At 38.5% G+C, this 16,866-nt stretch carries 13 protein-coding genes, 1 other RNA gene and 1 other annotated feature; of the genes, 9 read left to right on the top strand and 5 right to left on the bottom strand.

Annotated elements, in window-relative coordinates; all coding sequences use genetic code 11:
- Positions 1 to 176: 176 nt before the first annotated feature.
- Complete coding sequence (gene tyrA, locus FFU37_RS10490; RefSeq protein WP_002962944.1) at positions 177 to 1,310, top strand: bifunctional chorismate mutase/prephenate dehydrogenase; 1,134 nt, start codon at positions 177 to 179, stop codon at positions 1,308 to 1,310.
- A 62-nt stretch (positions 1,311 to 1,372) separates the two neighbouring features.
- Here tyrA and FFU37_RS10485 read toward each other — a convergent pair whose 3' ends face one another.
- A complete protein-coding gene (locus tag FFU37_RS10485; RefSeq protein WP_002962945.1) occupies positions 1,373 to 2,530 on the bottom strand; it encodes a chorismate mutase in 1,158 nt (385 codons plus the stop codon).
- A 44-nt stretch (positions 2,531 to 2,574) separates the two neighbouring features.
- Positions 2,575 to 2,692 (bottom strand) — a sequence feature (Phe leader region).
- 192 nt (positions 2,693 to 2,884) lie between these two features.
- Between FFU37_RS10485 and FFU37_RS10480 the strand changes: the two genes are divergently transcribed.
- Positions 2,885 to 5,899 carry a bifunctional diguanylate cyclase/phosphodiesterase gene (locus FFU37_RS10480; protein WP_138489444.1) on the top strand — a complete coding sequence of 1,005 codons (3,015 nt, stop codon included), beginning with the start codon at positions 2,885 to 2,887 and terminating at the stop codon, positions 5,897 to 5,899.
- 12 nt (positions 5,900 to 5,911) lie between these two features.
- Here FFU37_RS10480 and FFU37_RS10475 read toward each other — a convergent pair whose 3' ends face one another.
- The gene (locus tag FFU37_RS10475; RefSeq protein ID WP_002962947.1) at positions 5,912 to 6,241 is read right to left on the bottom strand and encodes an SUI1 family translation initiation factor; all 330 of its coding nucleotides are present in this window, start codon (positions 6,239 to 6,241) and stop codon (positions 5,912 to 5,914) included.
- 135 nt (positions 6,242 to 6,376) lie between these two features.
- On the opposite strand from FFU37_RS10475, the gene FFU37_RS10470 reads away from it, so the two are divergent.
- The 4 genes from FFU37_RS10470 to FFU37_RS10455 all read left to right on the top strand — a co-directional run bounded on the left by FFU37_RS10470 (position 6,377) and on the right by FFU37_RS10455 (position 10,318).
- Positions 6,377 to 6,682, top strand: coding sequence for an STAS domain-containing protein (locus FFU37_RS10470; protein WP_002962948.1), 306 nt, complete (start codon positions 6,377 to 6,379; stop codon positions 6,680 to 6,682).
- The gene (locus tag FFU37_RS10465; RefSeq protein WP_002962949.1) at positions 6,682 to 8,331 is read left to right on the top strand and encodes a SpoIIE family protein phosphatase; all 1,650 of its coding nucleotides are present in this window, start codon (positions 6,682 to 6,684) and stop codon (positions 8,329 to 8,331) included. The genes FFU37_RS10470 and FFU37_RS10465 overlap by 1 nt, the downstream gene beginning before the upstream one ends.
- Positions 8,332 to 8,387: 56 nt before the next feature.
- A complete protein-coding gene (locus FFU37_RS10460) occupies positions 8,388 to 9,047 on the top strand; it encodes a GAF domain-containing protein (protein ID WP_138489443.1) in 660 nt (219 codons plus the stop codon).
- A gap of 80 nt (positions 9,048 to 9,127) precedes the next feature.
- Positions 9,128 to 10,318 carry an amino acid aminotransferase gene (locus FFU37_RS10455; RefSeq protein WP_002962951.1) on the top strand — a complete coding sequence of 397 codons (1,191 nt, stop codon included), beginning with the start codon at positions 9,128 to 9,130 and terminating at the stop codon, positions 10,316 to 10,318.
- A gap of 74 nt (positions 10,319 to 10,392) precedes the next feature.
- Here FFU37_RS10455 and FFU37_RS10450 read toward each other — a convergent pair whose 3' ends face one another.
- Positions 10,393 to 11,595 (bottom strand): aromatic amino acid transport family protein, encoded by a 1,203-nt coding sequence (locus FFU37_RS10450; RefSeq protein ID WP_138489442.1) that lies wholly within the window; start codon positions 11,593 to 11,595, stop codon positions 10,393 to 10,395.
- A 216-nt stretch (positions 11,596 to 11,811) separates the two neighbouring features.
- On the opposite strand from FFU37_RS10450, the gene FFU37_RS10445 reads away from it, so the two are divergent.
- A complete protein-coding gene (locus tag FFU37_RS10445; protein ID WP_138489441.1) occupies positions 11,812 to 12,705 on the top strand; it encodes a DMT family transporter in 894 nt (297 codons plus the stop codon).
- A 68-nt stretch (positions 12,706 to 12,773) separates the two neighbouring features.
- On the opposite strand, the gene FFU37_RS10440 is transcribed toward FFU37_RS10445, so the two are convergent.
- A complete protein-coding gene (locus tag FFU37_RS10440; protein ID WP_024595663.1) occupies positions 12,774 to 13,652 on the bottom strand; it encodes a flagellar protein MotY in 879 nt (292 codons plus the stop codon).
- Between the two features lie 202 nt (positions 13,653 to 13,854).
- Here FFU37_RS10440 and rnt point away from each other — a divergent pair, with 202 nt between their 5' ends.
- The gene (gene rnt / locus FFU37_RS10435; protein WP_138489440.1) at positions 13,855 to 14,559 is read left to right on the top strand and encodes a ribonuclease T; all 705 of its coding nucleotides are present in this window, start codon (positions 13,855 to 13,857) and stop codon (positions 14,557 to 14,559) included.
- On the opposite strand, the gene FFU37_RS10430 is transcribed toward rnt, so the two are convergent.
- Entirely contained in the window at positions 14,543 to 16,168 is a 1,626-nt protein-coding gene (locus FFU37_RS10430) for a flagellar assembly protein A (protein ID WP_039489206.1), read from the bottom strand. The genes rnt and FFU37_RS10430 overlap by 17 nt on opposite strands.
- A 264-nt stretch (positions 16,169 to 16,432) precedes the next feature.
- Between FFU37_RS10430 and ssrA the strand changes: the two genes are divergently transcribed.
- Positions 16,433 to 16,789: a transfer-messenger RNA gene (ssrA, locus tag FFU37_RS10425) on the top strand.
- Positions 16,790 to 16,866: the final 77 nt, after the last annotated feature.

Below are 16,866 nucleotides of genomic sequence, written 5' to 3'. Positions count from 1 at the left end.
TATTATCTCAATTCTCAATTCTCAATTCTCAATTCTCAATTCTTATTTCCTTATTAGTAAAATTTAAGCTTTAGCCTTTTATCAGTTAGCTGATCCTGTTAGTATTTATCGTATTGATTAGTTTACTTTTATGTAAATTTATATTTACGTTATTTGTTTTTTAAGGTGGTATGAACGTGGCTGACATAAGTGATTTAGCACAGCTGAGAGAAGGTATAGATGAATGCGACGCACAACTTGTTGCTTTACTTGCTAAACGTAATGGTATTACGCAAAAAATTGGTGAGATAAAACAACAAACAGGCGCGCCTTTACATGCACCTAATCGTGAAGCAGAGCTATTAGCGGCAAGAAGACAAGAAGCAATAAATCAAAATGTAAGCCCCGATCTAGTTGAAGATATACTAAGACGCATGATGCGAGAAGCCTATCAAAACCAACAAGCAAAACTTGCATGTGCAGCGCCAGAGCTTTCGCCAATTGTTATTGTAGGTGGCCAAGGTGCTATGGGGCAGCTATTTGCTCAGCAGTTTATTCGCTCAGGTTACGAAGTTAAAGTTTTAGATAAAGATCAGCAAAACGATGCGCAAAATATTTTAAAAGGTGCCAAGCTAGTAATGATTAGCGTACCAATTAATGCATTGGACGCAGTAGTTGCTAAGTTACCTAAACTAGATGATGACTGTTTACTAGTTGATATTACATCGGTAAAGCAATCGCCTATCAAAGCACTAAAAGCTGCGCATAGTGGCCCTGTGGTTGGTTTGCATCCTATGTTTGGCCCTGACATATCACACTGGGTAAAACAAACAGTCGTTGTATGTGAAGGGCGAGAGCACCAAGCGGCAAAAGGCTTGTTACAGCAGTTACAAGTATGGGGTTGTCAGCTTGTTGAGCTTGATGCTAAAAAACACGACGAAGCAATGCAAATCATTCAGGTTATGCGCCATTTAACAACATTTGTGTACGGACAGTTTTTAGCAAAACAAAGTCATACACTAGAAGAGTTACGTAGTTGCTCGTCACCTATATATCAACTAGAGCTAATGATGGTAGGGCGTTTATTTGCGCAGTCGCCGGAGTTGTACTCAGATATTATGTTAGCGCAATTCGATGATGTAGAGAGCCTGCTCGCACAGTACCAAGACACTTTTGCAAGTACATTGGAAAAATTAAAAGCAGGAGATAAAGCAGCGCTTATAGATTCTTTTGCGCAGGCAAAAGTTTACTTTTCTGACTCAACAGAGCACTTTTTAACACAAAGCCGAAGCTTATTAAATAAAGCGAATGATTCAAAAGTTTTAGACTAATACTTGTCACTTTTTACTAAAAAGGGCCGATATCGGCCCTTTTTATTTTATGGAAGTGTGTATTAGGTATTAACGCTTACTGCCTGTAATGACTCGCTTTGATAGCAGCCTAAAATACGCACATATTGGGTGTGCTCTTTAAGCTCTTCTAGCGCTTCTTTTACTTGGCTATCAGCTAAGTTTGCTTCAAGATCTACATAAAATACTTCTTCCCACGGATTACCCGGAGTTGGGCGCGACTCAAGTTTTACTAAATTAATCTTATGCTGTTTAAAAATCATCAACGCATCGGCTAGTGAGCCCGCTTGCTGTTTTGTCGACATGATTAAACTAGTTTTAGTTGGAATTTGGTTAGACACTTGCAGAGGTTTACGCGCAACAACAATAAAGCGGCTATGGTTTTCGCTTTGATTAGCAAGGTTTGATTTGATGACTTCAAGGCCGACATTTTTTCCTGCTTGTGCAGAGCCAATTGCAGCACTATTTGGTGTGTTTAGAGCTGATTGTAATGCGCTTGATGTAGAGTCACATGTTTCGTGTTGTAAATCACCTAAGCCCTGTAAAAAACGGCTGCACTGTGCAAATGGTTGTGGGTGTGCAAATACTTTTGTTAGTTGGCTAAGTTCAGTATCAGGGTTTGCGAGTAAGCAATGCTCTACACTGTGAGTGACTTCTCCAACAATAGAGACTTGTGCGTGCTGTAATAAGTCAAATACTTCGTTAATGCTACCAGAGCTTGTGTTTTCAATCGGTAATAAACCAAAATCAGCTTGGCCGTTTTCTACTTTACCTGTTATTTCGTCAAACGATGTACAGCCAATTTCAATTAATTTCCCCGGGCGGCGGCTAAAATATTTATGGCATGCTAGTTGGCTATAGGAACCCTGGCCACCTAAGTAAGTTACACGGTGTGTTTCACTAAGGGCATCTGGATTCAGGTTTTTTTGTAGCATTGCTTGTTGGTGTAAAACAGAGTCTTCCAAAATAGTTTGAAAAACATTATTCACGTAGTAAGCATCTAAACCTAGTGACTTACCATAACCAATTAATTTTTCTAGAAGCGCGAGTTCACGTGCTTCATCGCGAATTGGCTTGTTGTTGGCGATTTTATATTCAACCACACCGTGGCTAATGCGACGGCGTTTAGCTAATAACACGAGTAAGTCGGAGTCTATCTCATTTATATCGTGTCTTAATGCATTTAATACATCATTTGTCATTTTGGTATCCTCATTCCAAAAGTAGGCTGTTATTACACAGCAAAAACAAAAAAGCCTCCCGGTTGGGAGGCTTTACTATTCGATTGATTTTATCTCACAAACAGGGAAGCCTCTTCTATATAAAGAAGCTAAAAAACGAAATAAAAGTGCGAGAGATAAATATGTTCATACGGTTAATGTATGGAGAGTTGCCAACAATGTCAATAAAGATCTAAATAAGCTTAGGGTACTATTTATTTACCTTAGGTGGTTATTATAGAAACTTTACAAATAATTTATAAATATGAATGCGGATCTGGTATATTTCGTTAACTGGTTCAAATAATAACAATTATTAATAATTAAGGTTGACCCGTGGTTTACAGACGGCCTCCATCTCGTTTTGGATTGAATTCTTTAAGTGTAAAACTTTCACTGCTTATATCTGCTATTTGTTTAATAGCAGGGGTATGTGCGGCTGCCTTAATGCTTAAATCTGAAGAGAAACAACTTGTTTTTGAAGAACATGAGGTGTTAAAAAGCTCTACAGATTTATTAGTGAAGCAGTTTAATGAGCGTATTAAAACAAAAATAAATATTGCTCAGCAAGCTAATAACGTAGTGACAGAGCAGCTTTTTCAATCTAATTCACCAATTAATTTAGGTAATAAATCACAGTTACAGTTTAATAGCGATGGTACGATTCGAAGTGCCTCGGCTGACGGATTATCAGCAGCATTTTTACCACAGCAAAATTACTCACCTTTTTATAAACGCCTATTTAATGATTCTGAAATGTTATGGCGTATAATTTCTCCGACTTTGGTACACGACTTTTTTAACTTTTATTTAATTACCGATGACGATTTCATTCGTGTTTCTCCTCCAAACTGGGCATTAAATGCACCAGCCGAGTTTAGAGTTACGCAAGGTACAACGTATAAATATATTAAAAGTATGTTGGGGTCAGAGCGAGAGCCTGCATGGTCAAAAGTTTATTACGATACAGTATGGCGAAAGTGGGTTATTAGCTTATTAGTGCCGGTGTATGTTGATAACGAGTTTTTAGGTGTAACGGGAAGCGATATTTCCCTTAACAAACTTATTTCATTTTTACCTGTTGGCGATAAAGAAAAACACTTACTTGTATTTGATAGTAAAGGGCAATTGTTAGCCCATCCCAATCTAAACCCTGCATTATTAGCTGACTATGGTAGTGACAATAAAGCACTCGCTACTAACGAATTTGTAAACCCAGAACTGCAGTCAATTATTGACGATGCAATTGCGGTGAAGTTACCAGAATATGCCAATTCATTTGAACAAAATGATGAAGCTCACATTATTAATATTCGTAAAATTGATGATTTAGATTGGTACATAGGGGTTTATAAAAAACGTTCATCAACGTTATCTGCGTTACAAGATTTAAAACTGAAGTTTTTTGGACTCTTTATTTTATACGCAATATTAGTTGCCTTATTGCTGCATCAGGCGCTTTATCAACTAGTACTTCGCCGTTTACATACTTTAGTTTATGCAGTAACAAGCTTTGGTAAAGGTCAGCTAACAACAGAGTTTCCGCCAGAAAACAAAGATGAGATTGGTACCCTTAATGGCTCATTTAGAGACATGACGGTAGAAATCCGCAAGCTTATTGATGGTTTAAACCAAAGAATTACAGAAAAAGAAATTGCTGAAAAAGCAGCTAATCGTTTATCTAAAGCGGTCGCGTTCTCGGGCACCGGGGTTGTGATCACCGATGAAAATTTTGTCATTGAGTACGTAAACCCCAAAATGCTCGAAATGACAGGCTATCCAGAAAGCCATTTTAATAGAGCACCACTACTTAATATTATTGCCTCAGAAATGTCTATTTTAGTTGAAGATATAGACATAGATCTACGCAGCCGTAATTACTGGCGCGGGGACACATTAATAGCTGGTTTAAACAAAGAGCCAATTTGGGTGTCTTTAAGTGTTTCGCCAATTCGTGAAGAGGGCGGTGAAATAACCAGTTATGTAGCATCAGCACAAGATATTTCGTTTGTAAAAGAAAGCCAGCGTAAAATGGAACAACTGGCTTACTTTGACACCCTTACGGGACTTGCCAACAGAACATTTTTTAGAATGCAATTGCGTAAATCAATGGCATTAGCAGAGCGCGGGCATTATGCATTTGCTTTGTTTTACTTTGATTTAGACGAATTTAAGCGTATTAACGACACATTAGGCCACGATGCTGGCGATCAATTATTAATTGAAGTGGCAAACAGACTTAAAAAACGTTTACGAGCCGAGGACACCATAGCGCGCTTAGGTGGTGATGAATTTGCAGTGTTGCTCAGTGGTATAGAAAGCCAAGCTCACGCGGCTGATGTTGCCAATACAATTCAAAAAACACTGAACGTGCCTATAAAACTAGGTAGCAATGAAGTTATTGTCAGTGCAAGTATTGGTATAACTATGGCTCCTTACGATAGCTTAGAGGAAGATCAGTTACTCAAACATGCTGATTTGGCAATGTATGAGGCAAAAGCAAAAGGACGTAATACCTTCCACTTTTATAGCCAAGAATTAAATGCGGCCGCAAATGAGCGTTTATTTATTGAAAATGAGTTACGTATAGGGCTCAAAGAAAAGCAATTTGTAGTTTACTACCAACCTCAAGTTGATAGCCGTACTCATCAGGTCGTTGGTTATGAAGCGTTATTAAGATGGTTCCACCCAACTGAAGGCGCAATCCCTCCAGATAAATTTATTCCTATTGCAGAAGCGACAGGCCTTATAGTTGAATTAGGTGAATGGGTGCTTCAAGAGTCTTGTGATTTTGCCGTAAGATTGGCAGAACAAGGTCTAGAAAATAATATATCGATAAACTTATCGGCCCGCCAGTTTAAAGACTCAAGCTTAGTTACAACACTGAGCAAAATGATAATTAAGTCGGGTGTTTCAGCAAAGCGCCTTCATTTAGAGCTGACCGAAAGCATGCTAATGGGTAATGTAGAGGCAGCCATTACACAATTGCACGAGCTTAAAGCATTAGGTATATCTATTTCTATTGATGACTTTGGTACAGGTTATTCGTCGCTCAGTTACTTAAAACGATTCCCGGTTGATATATTGAAAATTGACCGTTCATTTGTAAAAGATATCCCAGAGGATACAAATGATATGGAAATCACTGCAGCTATTATTGCCATGGCGCAAAAGTTAAAGCTAGACGTGGTCGCAGAAGGGGTTGAGACAATAGAGCAGATGCAGTTTTTACAAAATAATAATTGCTTCGTTGTGCAAGGCTATTATTTTAGTAAGCCAATTGCTGAGCACGAACTACCGAATTTGTATGAAAGGTTAAATGAACTCGCAAATAGCGAAGTAACTAGTTAATAAAATTGCGGGTTAACCACCCGCAATTTTAACTTTAAATTTTAACGCTTCTAAAATGCCTTTTAGTTTATCTCGGTCATCACCTTGTACTTCAATAATGCCTTCTTTTACTGCGCCGCCTTGGCCCATTTTGCTTTTTATAGTTTTAGCTAACTTTTTTAAATCGTGATCTTTTGGATCAATGCCAACAACTAGCATTACGCCTTTGCCTTTACGCCCTTTTGTTTGACGCTCAATGCGAATAAAACCATCTTTAAAAAGTTTAGCGTGCAACTCTTTTTCTGGTTTCGGCTGGTCAATGCGACCCGTACTGGTTGAATATACTAAGTGACTATCACTCATACCTTACCTTTGTGGATAAAAATGAATTAAATGCTGGTGTAAATGATAGCAAATTTGAAGTTGTGTGTTTTTCTTTTTGCTAAATACTTTTAACAGGTTATATTTAGTTCAAAGGAAATATTATTGGAGTTTACTATGAGTTTAACTAAGAATGAATCAGTCGATGGCACTACATTAACAATACAAATTAAAGGTAAGTTTGATTTTAATTTAGTGCAATCTTTTCGCCAAGCTTATGCTCAAATGAGCGAAAAAACAGTAAAGGTTATTATCGATTTAAGAGAGACTGATTATATGGATAGTTCAGCACTTGGCATGTTACTTAACATGAAAAAAACCATTGATAGCCAAGTAAAAACCATCGAAATAAGTAATTGCCAGCCTCAGCTTAGAAAAATCCTACAAATTTCACGTTTTGATAAAAAGTTTGATATTAGCTAATGATACATGTGTTGATTGTTGACGATCAGGCGCTCAATCGCATTTTACTAAGTAAAATGCTTGAGCAGGAAGGCTACAAAATTTCAGTGGCTTACAATGGGCTAGATGCACTTAATGTACTTAAAAGAGAGCAAATAGACATTGTATTACTCGATGTTTTAATGCCCGTAATGGATGGTTTTGAAGCCGCTGAAAAAATAAAGCAGCAGTATAGTGAAGTTTACTTACCGATTATTTTTATAACCTCCTTAGACGATCAAGCAAGTTTTGAGCGGTGCCTCGAAGTCGGTGGTGATGACTTTATTCATAAACCATTTGAAAAAGTTATTTTGCACGCAAAAATTAAAGCACATAGCCGCACCAGAGAGCTGAGTAAAAAATCAAATCAACAAAAAAAACTGCTTGAATATCATCACAATCAAATTGAACGTGAACACGAAATAATTGAGCATATTTTTAATAACTCATTAGAGAATCAGGGTAAGTTTAAAGAATACCTCGATTTTAATTTATCGCCGGCGTCTATGTTTAACGGCGATATGTTTTTAGTGGCGCAAAGTCCAATAGGCAATCTGTATTGCATGTTGGGAGACTTTACAGGGCACGGCTTAGCGGCAGCTATTGGTGCATTACCTATCTCTCGTGTTTTTTATACTATGGTACAAAAAGGCATGGCGATTAATGATATTGCCTGTGAGCTAAATACATTGCTTTACAACCTTCTACCTGGACACATGTTTTGTGCTGCCACCATTATAGAGCTTAGTGCATCCGGTAAAAGTATTTCTGCATGGATGGGCGGCCTGCCAGATGCGTACCTAATAGATAAAGACGGTAATGTAAAACAAACATTAGAGTCGCAACATATGGCGCTGGGGATTTTAGACGATCAAGAATTTGAATATGAAGTTATTCACTTTGAAACAAATAGTAATACACGCCTAGTATTAGCAACCGACGGTATTATAGAAACAGCAAACAAAGAAGATACATTTTTTGGGGAAGAGCGTTTTTTACAAACCTTAAAAAGTAAATCGATGATTAGTAGCGAAGATATAGTGGCTGACGTTACTAAGTTTGCAGATGGCACTAAACAGCAAGATGATTTAAGCATTGTTTTACTAAACTGCCTGCCTTTAGTTCCTGAGGAGCAAGAGCGAGAAGCATTCTCAACTTTAGCGTTTAATTTATCTTTGAGTTTAAACTCAGAACAAATAAAAAAAACAGACCCCGTTTACGACGTTGTTAATATTTTAAGCAGTGTTGGGGGGCTAAATGCCCATCGTTCTAATATATTTTTACTGTTGTCTGAGGCTTATAACAATGCGCTTGATCATGGTGTACTAGGGCTTAACTCAGAGATTAAAAAACAAGAAGACGGCTTTTTTCGATATTACGAATTAAGAGAGGCAGCTCTTGCTAAACTTACAGATGCGATGATTATTATTGATATGCGCTATTGCCCCGACACGCTCAGTTTATATTTCATTATTTGTGATTCAGGCCGAGGGTTTAGTAGTAAGCACGATGAGTTGGCAAAGGTTAATAATGAATTTGGTAGAGGGGTGTCTTTACTAGAAGAAATAGCCGAAAAAGTAACTTATAACGCCAGCGGTAACCAAGTTGAAATGTGCTACAAGTTGAGCTAGCTCTGCAAAAATATCCATGCTATTATTCTCGAAACTTTAGATGTATGGATGGCCAAATGATTTCTTCTTACCTAAAAAAAGCACAACTAAGTGCTAATCCAGCTTTGATTTCAACAGAGCTTGAAAAGCTTGAGCTACATTTAGCAAACACAGCTTTGCCTGATGTATGTTGGGAGTATCAAATACCTGAGCTTGGCGAGGGCGGTGCGTGTAGTTTATTTGGTTACCTACAAGATGAGCCATTCAAATTAACTGACTATCTTAAAAATGATGAGCAAACCCAGTTCAAGCTAGCTAATTTACAAAGTATTGTGAGCTACATTGAGCTACAAACAAGTGTTGATTGGTATGGTATTTATCAATCAACTAATACTAGTGAAGGTAAGCAACTATTAAAATTGGCTTATCATGGTGCGCCTAGTCGTCCGTTGTTCCCTTTAACGCAAGCATTTGCGGCAGGTAGTAATAACGTACAGGTTGCGCTGTCTCACAAGGGCCGTATTATTAATAACGTTGAAGAGTACTTATCACAAGGTGGTGAATACTACACATGCGATCCTAAAGTTAAATCAGAAACCTGCTTACCTTTATTTAATACACAAAATGAATGTGTTGGTATTGTAGATGCTGAAGCCTTTAAAAATGATTTTTTTGATGAAAAGACGCTTGCCGTTTTAATTGCATGTTGTATTAAAATTCCTCACTTTCTAGTGTAAATAACGCTAGTCAACATGATGTGCTTTTATGTTAAGCTTAGCTTAACAGCTAACCCCTAAATAACGATAAGAGATAGCCAATGTTCTCAGTATTAAAACCATTACCAACAGATCCTATTCTTGGCCTTATGGCGGCCTATAAACAAGATACAAACCCTAATAAAATTGATTTAGGTGTAGGTGTCTACAAAGATGAGCAAGGCAATACACCGGTTCTTAAAGCGGTTAAAAAAGCTGAAGCGTTTCGTCTTGAAAACGAAATGAGCAAATCTTACATTGGTTTAGCGGGTAACTTAGATTACTGCCAAAAGATGGAGCAGTTACTACTAGGCGAACATCAAGCATTGCTAGCAAATCGCGTACGTACTGCGCAAGCGCCAGGTGGTACGGGCGCACTTCGCGTTGCAGCTGAATTTATTAAGCGTTGCAATGCAGATGCAACAGTATGGGTAACTAACCCAACATGGGCAAACCATATTAGCTTGTTTGAAGCTGCAGGCTTAACAGTAAAAGAATACCCGTATTACGATTACGAAAATAAAGACTTACTGTTTGATGAAATGATCAATACACTTAAACAAGTGCCTAAAGGTGATGTGGTTTTAGTGCATGCATGTTGTCATAACCCAAGCGGTATGGACTTAAACGAAACACAGTGGAACACAGTTGCCGAACTTGCAAAAGAAGTTGGCTTTACACCACTTGTTGATATTGCATACCAAGGCTTTGGTGCTTCACTTGAAGAAGATGCACGTGGCTTACGTATTTTAGCTGATGCAGTAGAAGAGCTAATTATTTGTTCTTCATGTTCTAAAAACTTTGGCTTATACCGCGAGCGTATTGGTGCATGTTCACTAATTGCAAAAGATAGCGCAACAGCAGATATTTCAAACTCTGTAATGCTAAGCGTTGTACGTAGTATTTACTCAATGCCGCCAGCGCATGGTGCTGATATTGTTAATACTATTTTAAGCAGTACAGAGCTTACACAATTATGGCACTCTGAGCTTGATGAAATGCGTAGCCGCATAAATGGCTTACGTAGCTTAATTAAAGAAAGCTTAGCAACTAAAGATATTGCGCAAGACTTCTCATTTATTGAACGCCAAAACGGTATGTTTTCTTTCTTAGGTATTAATAAAGAGCAAATTGCTCGCCTACAAAAAGAATACGGCATTTACATTGTTGGTTCTAGCCGCGTAAATGTTGCAGGTGTTAGCCAGTCAAATATTGAATACTTTTCAAATGCTGTAGCTGACGTTTGTAAATAAACGCAGTTAATATAAAAAAAACCGCACATCTAATGATGTGCGGTTTTTTTATTATCTAAATTAAAAAAAAAGCTTTAACCGATAGCAGGAATTAGCCCCGCCATTTGCATAAACTGCGCAGCAATAATCGTTATGCCACATATAGCTGCTATACCAAGCCCAACATTCCCACTTTTAACTTTGTAGCCTGTTTTATTTGATGTTGTACGCTGTTTATAAACCATTGCTACGGGCAAAAATATTGCAAGTACGACAAGTGCTATTGCAGCGTAACCTAAAGCCATAATAAAGCCTTGAGGATAAAATAATGCAAAGCCAAGCGGCGGAATAAACGTAATTAAGGCCGTTTTAATTCGGTCTGTTTTATTGTCACCTTTTTTAAATGTATCAGCAAAAAAATCGAATAACCCTAAACTCACCCCTAAAAATGATGTCGCAAGTGCTAAATCAGCAAATAACTTAACGGCCGTTGCTACACCTGGGTTATGCGCAATACTTGCCACGCTTGATACAAAGCCACTAAGGCCTTGGCTGTTGAGTAAGTCAACTTGGCTCATAATACCTTGGCTAAGTAGTTGCCAAAAAATATAAATGACTAAAGGCAGGGCGGCTCCAGCAATCATTACTTTGCGCAGTACTTTTATTTCTACACCAACATATTTAACAATAGAAGGAATAGAGCCATGAAAGCCAAACGAAGTAAATATAACCGGTATAGCTGAAAGGATTAACCCTTGCTCTACAGGCATCTCTAATAAATGCTTACCTTGTACATAAGGGGTTAGCATGTAAAACAAACTAGCTAATACAATAATTTTTATTGTAAATAACACTCTATTTAGTTTATCTACCTTGCTAGTGCCCAGCGTTACCACACTTGCAATAATAACAGCGAGGATCACAGAGCCAAACTGTGGGGCTATATTTACATCAAAGCCTATATTTATACGCGCTTGAAGTTGTGCACCACCACCTGCTATATAAGCAGCGCATAAAGCGTAAAATAAAAAAACCATCGAAAAATTCGCGATGTATTGTCCGCGCTTTCCAAGCCATAATTTAGCCAACGTATTTAACGTTGCATCGCGTGGTGCATATTGGTGTAGCTCTAGCATGAGTAGTGCGGTGTAGGTCATTAGTAACCAGCTAGCAATTATTAATGCAAGTGCAGTACTAAACCCAAGCCCGGCAGATGCTATTGGCAATGCCAACATACCTGCACCAATAGTTGTGCCTGCAACAATTAACATGCTTCCAGTTGTTTTATTTTTAAGCACTTAATTACCTTAATTATTATTAATATACATGCACGATATAACTAGTTACTCAAATCTCAAATAGTTTTGTAATAAAAGAGCTGTATTAAAATGTAACTTACAATTTACAACTGTATTTATTAAGGACTTGTATGCATTTAAAAGTATTAAAATAGGGTGGTGAGGGTATAATTTTATGTACGTTGGATTGCGTTATAAAACGCTAAGGATTGGCATGTGCCGGTAAAAGTATCGTATTTTTTAATGGTTCTCATTTGGTCTACTACACCACTGGGTATAGTGTGGAGTAGTGAAACAGTATCGCCAACGCTTGCTGTATTAATGCGTATGCTGGTGGGGTTGTTTTTAGGTGGTTTAATTGTTGCCATAACAAACATTAGAGTACCTTGGAGCAAAAATGCGTGCTTACTTTATTTTTATTCGAGTATAGGTATTTTTGGCGGTATGTTACTGAGCTATATGGCAGCTAAAACAGTCCCTTCGGGTATTATTTCGCTTATGTTTGGCCTTGCACCTATCTTGTCGGGGTTGCTTGCTCAGCAGTTATTAAATGAACCTAAATTTAGCCCGATTAAATTAGTGGCGTTAGCGTGCGCCTTAATCGGCTTATATTTTGTTAGTTATAACCAAGTACAAAACTCGCAAACTCAAGGCCTCGGGTTACTTTATGTGTTTATGGCTGTCTGCTTTTTTAGCTTAAGTGGTGTGATGATCAAGCGTGTACAGATTGCGATTCATCCTATGGCGACAACATTTGGTGCCTTAGTTTTTGTAACCCCACTCTTTTTTATTGCTTGGTGGTTATTAGATGGTCAGTTGCATATACAGAACTGGAGTGCAAAATCATTGTGGGCAATTGGTTATTTAGGTGTGTTTGGATCTTTAGTTGGGGCTTTGGCGTATTTTCATGTACTGCAAAATCTAAATGCGAGTACGGTATCACTTACTACGCTCATAACTCCTAGCTTTGCGTTAGGCTTAGGAGCTTGGCTAAACAATGAGCCATTAAGCCAGGAGCTAATAATTGGTGCGGTTATTATTTTAATTAGCCTAGGCTTTTTCCAATTTGGTGATAAATTTTTAAAGCGAAAGAGAGTAAGCGCAAATTAGTTTTACTGCATTTTTTCAATTTGATGATAAGTTTTTAAAGCTAAAGAAAGTAAACACAATTAGTTTTACTACATTTTCTCTATTTGAATAATTAAACGACGGTTTTTGTCTCGGCCTAAAATGTTATCGTTATTATCAACAAAGCGTTTTTCGCCTAAGCCGGTGGTTTGCACTTTTGCTTCATCGACACCCAAGCTCACCATATAATCTTTTATAGTTTTGGCGCGCTTGCGCGATAAATCTAAGTTATTCCAGCGGCCGCCATAGCTATCAGTGTATGAGTCAATACTAATGGACTCTATGCTTGCATCATTTTTTAAATACTCAGCAATTTTATCAAGGCGTTGTTGCGACGATTTAGTTAATTTACTGCTGTTAGATTGATAGTTCATTACAGTAAACGAAATATCTTCAAAGCTGTAAGGGAGTAGCTCATCACGGCATTGTAAAAAAGCCCAGTAAGCTTGTTTAAAGTTTACACTCGATATACCAACGGCAATTTTATCGGCACTGTTTTGCCAGTCTTGATAATAAAAAGTAGGGTAGTAGCCTTTTTCAAGCTCGCTAAGCATCTCCCATGCGGTTTTATTACCCAGCTCACCATCAAACTTTTTAAGTAATTTCATATTTGCAATATCACGGGCCGGTAAGCCTGCTCGCCAAGACGGTGGCACGGCTTTTAAACCAGCAATTGCGTAATTATCTGGGCGTACAACCATATCTAAATTAAACGTTAAGTTTTTATTTTTACTTGCTGAAGCTTTAAAAATAGCTTCCCCATAATAAGGAACTTCATGATTTAATTGGCATTGTAAGCGCGTTGTTTTAACGACTTCCCAGTTGGAGTTGTCTTGGGTTGCTGTGTATTGGCGCATAGCAGCTTGCGAGTGAGTACTGCAAAGCACTGCACTTATACTAAGGCTAATAAATAACAACTTATACTTCATGGTGCTCTCCAGCTATCCGGGAATGCCAATAATTTGGCAAATTAACGACTGCAATGATTAGTTTGTTCTTTACGTAACTAACTTATAAGTTAAAGCAAGTTATGTGCCTACAATTTTAAAGCAATAAATACTTAAATCCCCTAGCCTAGGGGGCATCAATTTTGACATAATAGCTAGCTTACACGTATAAACAAAGAAGACTATGGCAAATACTGAGCAAACACCTTTCGCAAAACGCTTTCGTGGATTTTTTCCTGTTGTTATTGATGTTGAAACTGCAGGTTTTAACAAAGAGACAGATGCCTTGTTAGAAATAGCAGCTTCTGTTTTAAAAATGGATGACGAAGGACTGCTCAGCATAGATCATACTGTTCATTTTCATGTTCAGCCATTCGAAGGCGCTAATATAGAACAAGCAGCCATCGACTTTAACGGTATAGACCCGTTTTCACCATTACGTGGCGCAGTACCTGAAGACGAAGTAATTAAAGAAATATGTAAAGTAGTACGCAAAGCGCAAAAGGCCGCTGGGTGCCAACGCTCAGTTATTGTGGCGCATAATGCCGCATTCGATCATGGCTTTTTAAATGCAGCAATAGAGCGTAATAACATTAAGCGTACGCCATTTCATCCGTTCGTAAGCTTTGATACAACATCTTTAGCGGGTTTAGCGTTAGGGCAAACTGTATTAGCAAAAGCATGTAGAGCGGCAGGTATCGAGTTTGATAACAGCCAAGCACACTCAGCGCTTTACGACACAGAACGTACAGCTGAGCTTTATTGCTTAATAGTAAATCGCTGGCAGCAATTAGGTGGTTGGCCATTAGCGCCAACTGATGATTGCGACGCAAATGGCGAAGTTGAAACTGATACACAAAATAACGAAGAAACTAAAACGTCTGAGTAATTTTACCCTCAGTTAGCTTAACTAGGTGGGGCGGGTAAATACGCGAAAATTGTTTAGAATCTTTCGCTATTTTAAGCTCCACACCAGGGTGCATTAATTCATTTACTTTTAAACGACTACTGGCAAGTAATTGCACTATTTTTTGCTTAATAAGTAGTTTTTGACGATGAATATGTGCAGAGCGTATTTTTATATGCTTTTCATTTTCAGTTATCTTATTCATGAATTGCTGGCGCTGAGCAGCCCCCGCAATTTTACTCGCTTTTTCACGAGCCTGTTGTAAAGCGGTTACTTTAGTCGCAAGTACTTTTTCAAAATCGGTTATTTGTGTTTGCTTTTGGCGAAGCTCAAACCAGAGTTGCGCTAAAAATACGCGCGTTTTAGTACCGGCTGGCGCGCCTAGCTCACCCGTTTCAATGCGCATAGCATCTAAAATATTACCGCCAATAATTTTACCTCGCGGATCGTTTGCTTTGCCTACACGTATTAATCGCCTAGCGCTTAAATCACAATGTAGAGCTTGGCGTTCAATAAATAAATCTTGTTCTGATTTAATATTGCAGTACTGAGCATAACCAATAGAAATAGTTCGTTGAGCGGTTATAGAGCATGTAAATGCTTCCTCGCCTTCACGTTTTCTACCAATTGCGCCAAGCATAATGGTTACCGCACTTTTACTTTCAACAGCTCCTGATTCTACAAAACCCAGTACCGTAATATCACCATTGGCTTTTACACGCATGCCGTCTTTAATATCGCCAGTAATAATTACGCTACCATCAAAATCAACGTGGCCTGTACTTACATCTACGTTATCAAAGCACAAAACGTCATCTACACGCATACCGCGGGGTAGGGCAACGGGCACACCTTTGCAGTCGGCAATAAGCATATTAGGATTATTAGGATCTACTTTTGTACCTTCGAAAGGCTGGAGTTGGTGATCTGTACCTGGTTTTGCACTAATTGAATCGCCAAATACCGTATAACCATCTTCTCCAGGGGTAGCGGCAATACGCTGCATTAAGGGAGTACCAGGTTTTACGGTGATAATAGCGCCAAGGTTTTTCATATCAACCTTACCACCTTCCTTAGCTTGTGGGCTAAGCACACGGTCTTGGGCTGTTGAGCATAAACGCACAAATTTAGCGTCGCTGCCTTTTTTAGGATTACGCCCATGTGCAATTATGGCGCTATAAGAGCTTCCTGCTGGTTTTTCAAATTGCTGGCCTAAAAAGGTATCAAGCGCGCGTGGGCTTATTCCTTTTTTAACACCTGCATTAGCAAGCGCTTTTTGCGCACCTTCCATAGACAAAAGCGCACCACCTTTAGCGGTAGTTAATGTTGCTTCTGCGACCATGTTTTTTTCATCAATATTAATGACAAGCGACGCATCTACCGCTTTAGCAACGACAAGTGATACTTCCTGATAGTTTTTAGTTGGCGCAAAAAGCTTTCCAATATTGGCAATGACAGCTTCGTACTCACTAAACTCAGATTGTTCGAGCATTTGCGTAAGCTGAGTACTCGTAACAGGAAAGCCACTATCAATAGGGTGACTAACTAAAGAGACAAACCCTGTATTTTGATCAAATGAAAAAACCGACATTTATTAATTCCCTACTCTATGCCTGTTATTATTTTTGTTTTTTTACAACTAAAGGTTTAGAAATGACAAAAACCTTAACTCCTTATTTGAACACAGGTTAAACACATTGTTAAGCAAATGTTTATATGGGCTTGCATAAACTAAATTTTGGTTACTTAATGCTCGGTTAGTGCACGCAATTAAAATAAAGCGTTACTAGGCCTTGAGTATCAGTACTTTACTCAGTTATACTGTTTGCACGCTCTGAATTGAGTTACTAATTCAGGGGCTGATTAGGATTCGACGGAATTCAAGAAGCCCAAGGTGCATGTCGAGGTGCGGTTTGCCTCGTTAAACAGCCGCAACCTAAAGTAATCGCAAACGACGATAACTACTCTCTAGCAGCTTAGGCTGGCTAGCGCTCCTTCCATGTATTCTTGTGGACTGGATTTTGGAGTGTCACCCTAACACCTGATCGCGACGGAAACCCTGGCCGGGGTTGAAGCGTTAAAACTAAGCGGCCTCGCCTTTATTTACCGTGTTTGTCCGGGACTTAAAGGTTAATTAAATGACAATACTAAACATGTAGTACCGACGGTCGAGGCTTTTCGGACGGGGGTTCAAATCCCCCCAGCTCCACCAATAAAGGTTTTTGAACTCGTTATTCGAAAACCATAAGAAACCCGCAAATTTGTTAATTCAAATTTGCGGGTTTTTTT

Source organism: Pseudoalteromonas distincta, from assembly GCF_005877035.1.
Taxonomy (GTDB): Bacteria; Pseudomonadota; Gammaproteobacteria; order Enterobacterales; family Alteromonadaceae; genus Pseudoalteromonas; species Pseudoalteromonas distincta.
The sequence above is the reverse complement of the archived record's forward strand: the minus strand, read 5'-3'. Positions and strand labels throughout refer to the sequence as shown.

Bases quoted from the DNA above. Each gene is read 5' to 3' on its own strand.
- FFU37_RS10485 (WP_002962945.1), bottom strand. From the start codon at position 2,530: ATGACAAATGATGTATTAAATGCATTAAGACACGATATAAATGAGATA.
- FFU37_RS10475 (WP_002962947.1), bottom strand. From the start codon at position 6,241: ATGAGTGATAGTCACTTAGTATATTCAACCAGTACGGGTCGCATTGAC.
- FFU37_RS10470 (WP_002962948.1), top strand. From the start codon at position 6,377: ATGAGTTTAACTAAGAATGAATCAGTCGATGGCACTACATTAACAATA.
- FFU37_RS10465 (WP_002962949.1), top strand. From the start codon at position 6,682: ATGATACATGTGTTGATTGTTGACGATCAGGCGCTCAATCGCATTTTA.
- FFU37_RS10460 (WP_138489443.1), top strand. From the start codon at position 8,388: ATGATTTCTTCTTACCTAAAAAAAGCACAACTAAGTGCTAATCCAGCT.
- FFU37_RS10455 (WP_002962951.1), top strand. From the start codon at position 9,128: ATGTTCTCAGTATTAAAACCATTACCAACAGATCCTATTCTTGGCCTT.
- FFU37_RS10440 (WP_024595663.1), bottom strand. From the start codon at position 13,652: ATGAAGTATAAGTTGTTATTTATTAGCCTTAGTATAAGTGCAGTGCTT.
- rnt (WP_138489440.1), top strand. From the start codon at position 13,855: ATGGCAAATACTGAGCAAACACCTTTCGCAAAACGCTTTCGTGGATTT.
- FFU37_RS10430 (WP_039489206.1), bottom strand. From the start codon at position 16,168: ATGTCGGTTTTTTCATTTGATCAAAATACAGGGTTTGTCTCTTTAGTT.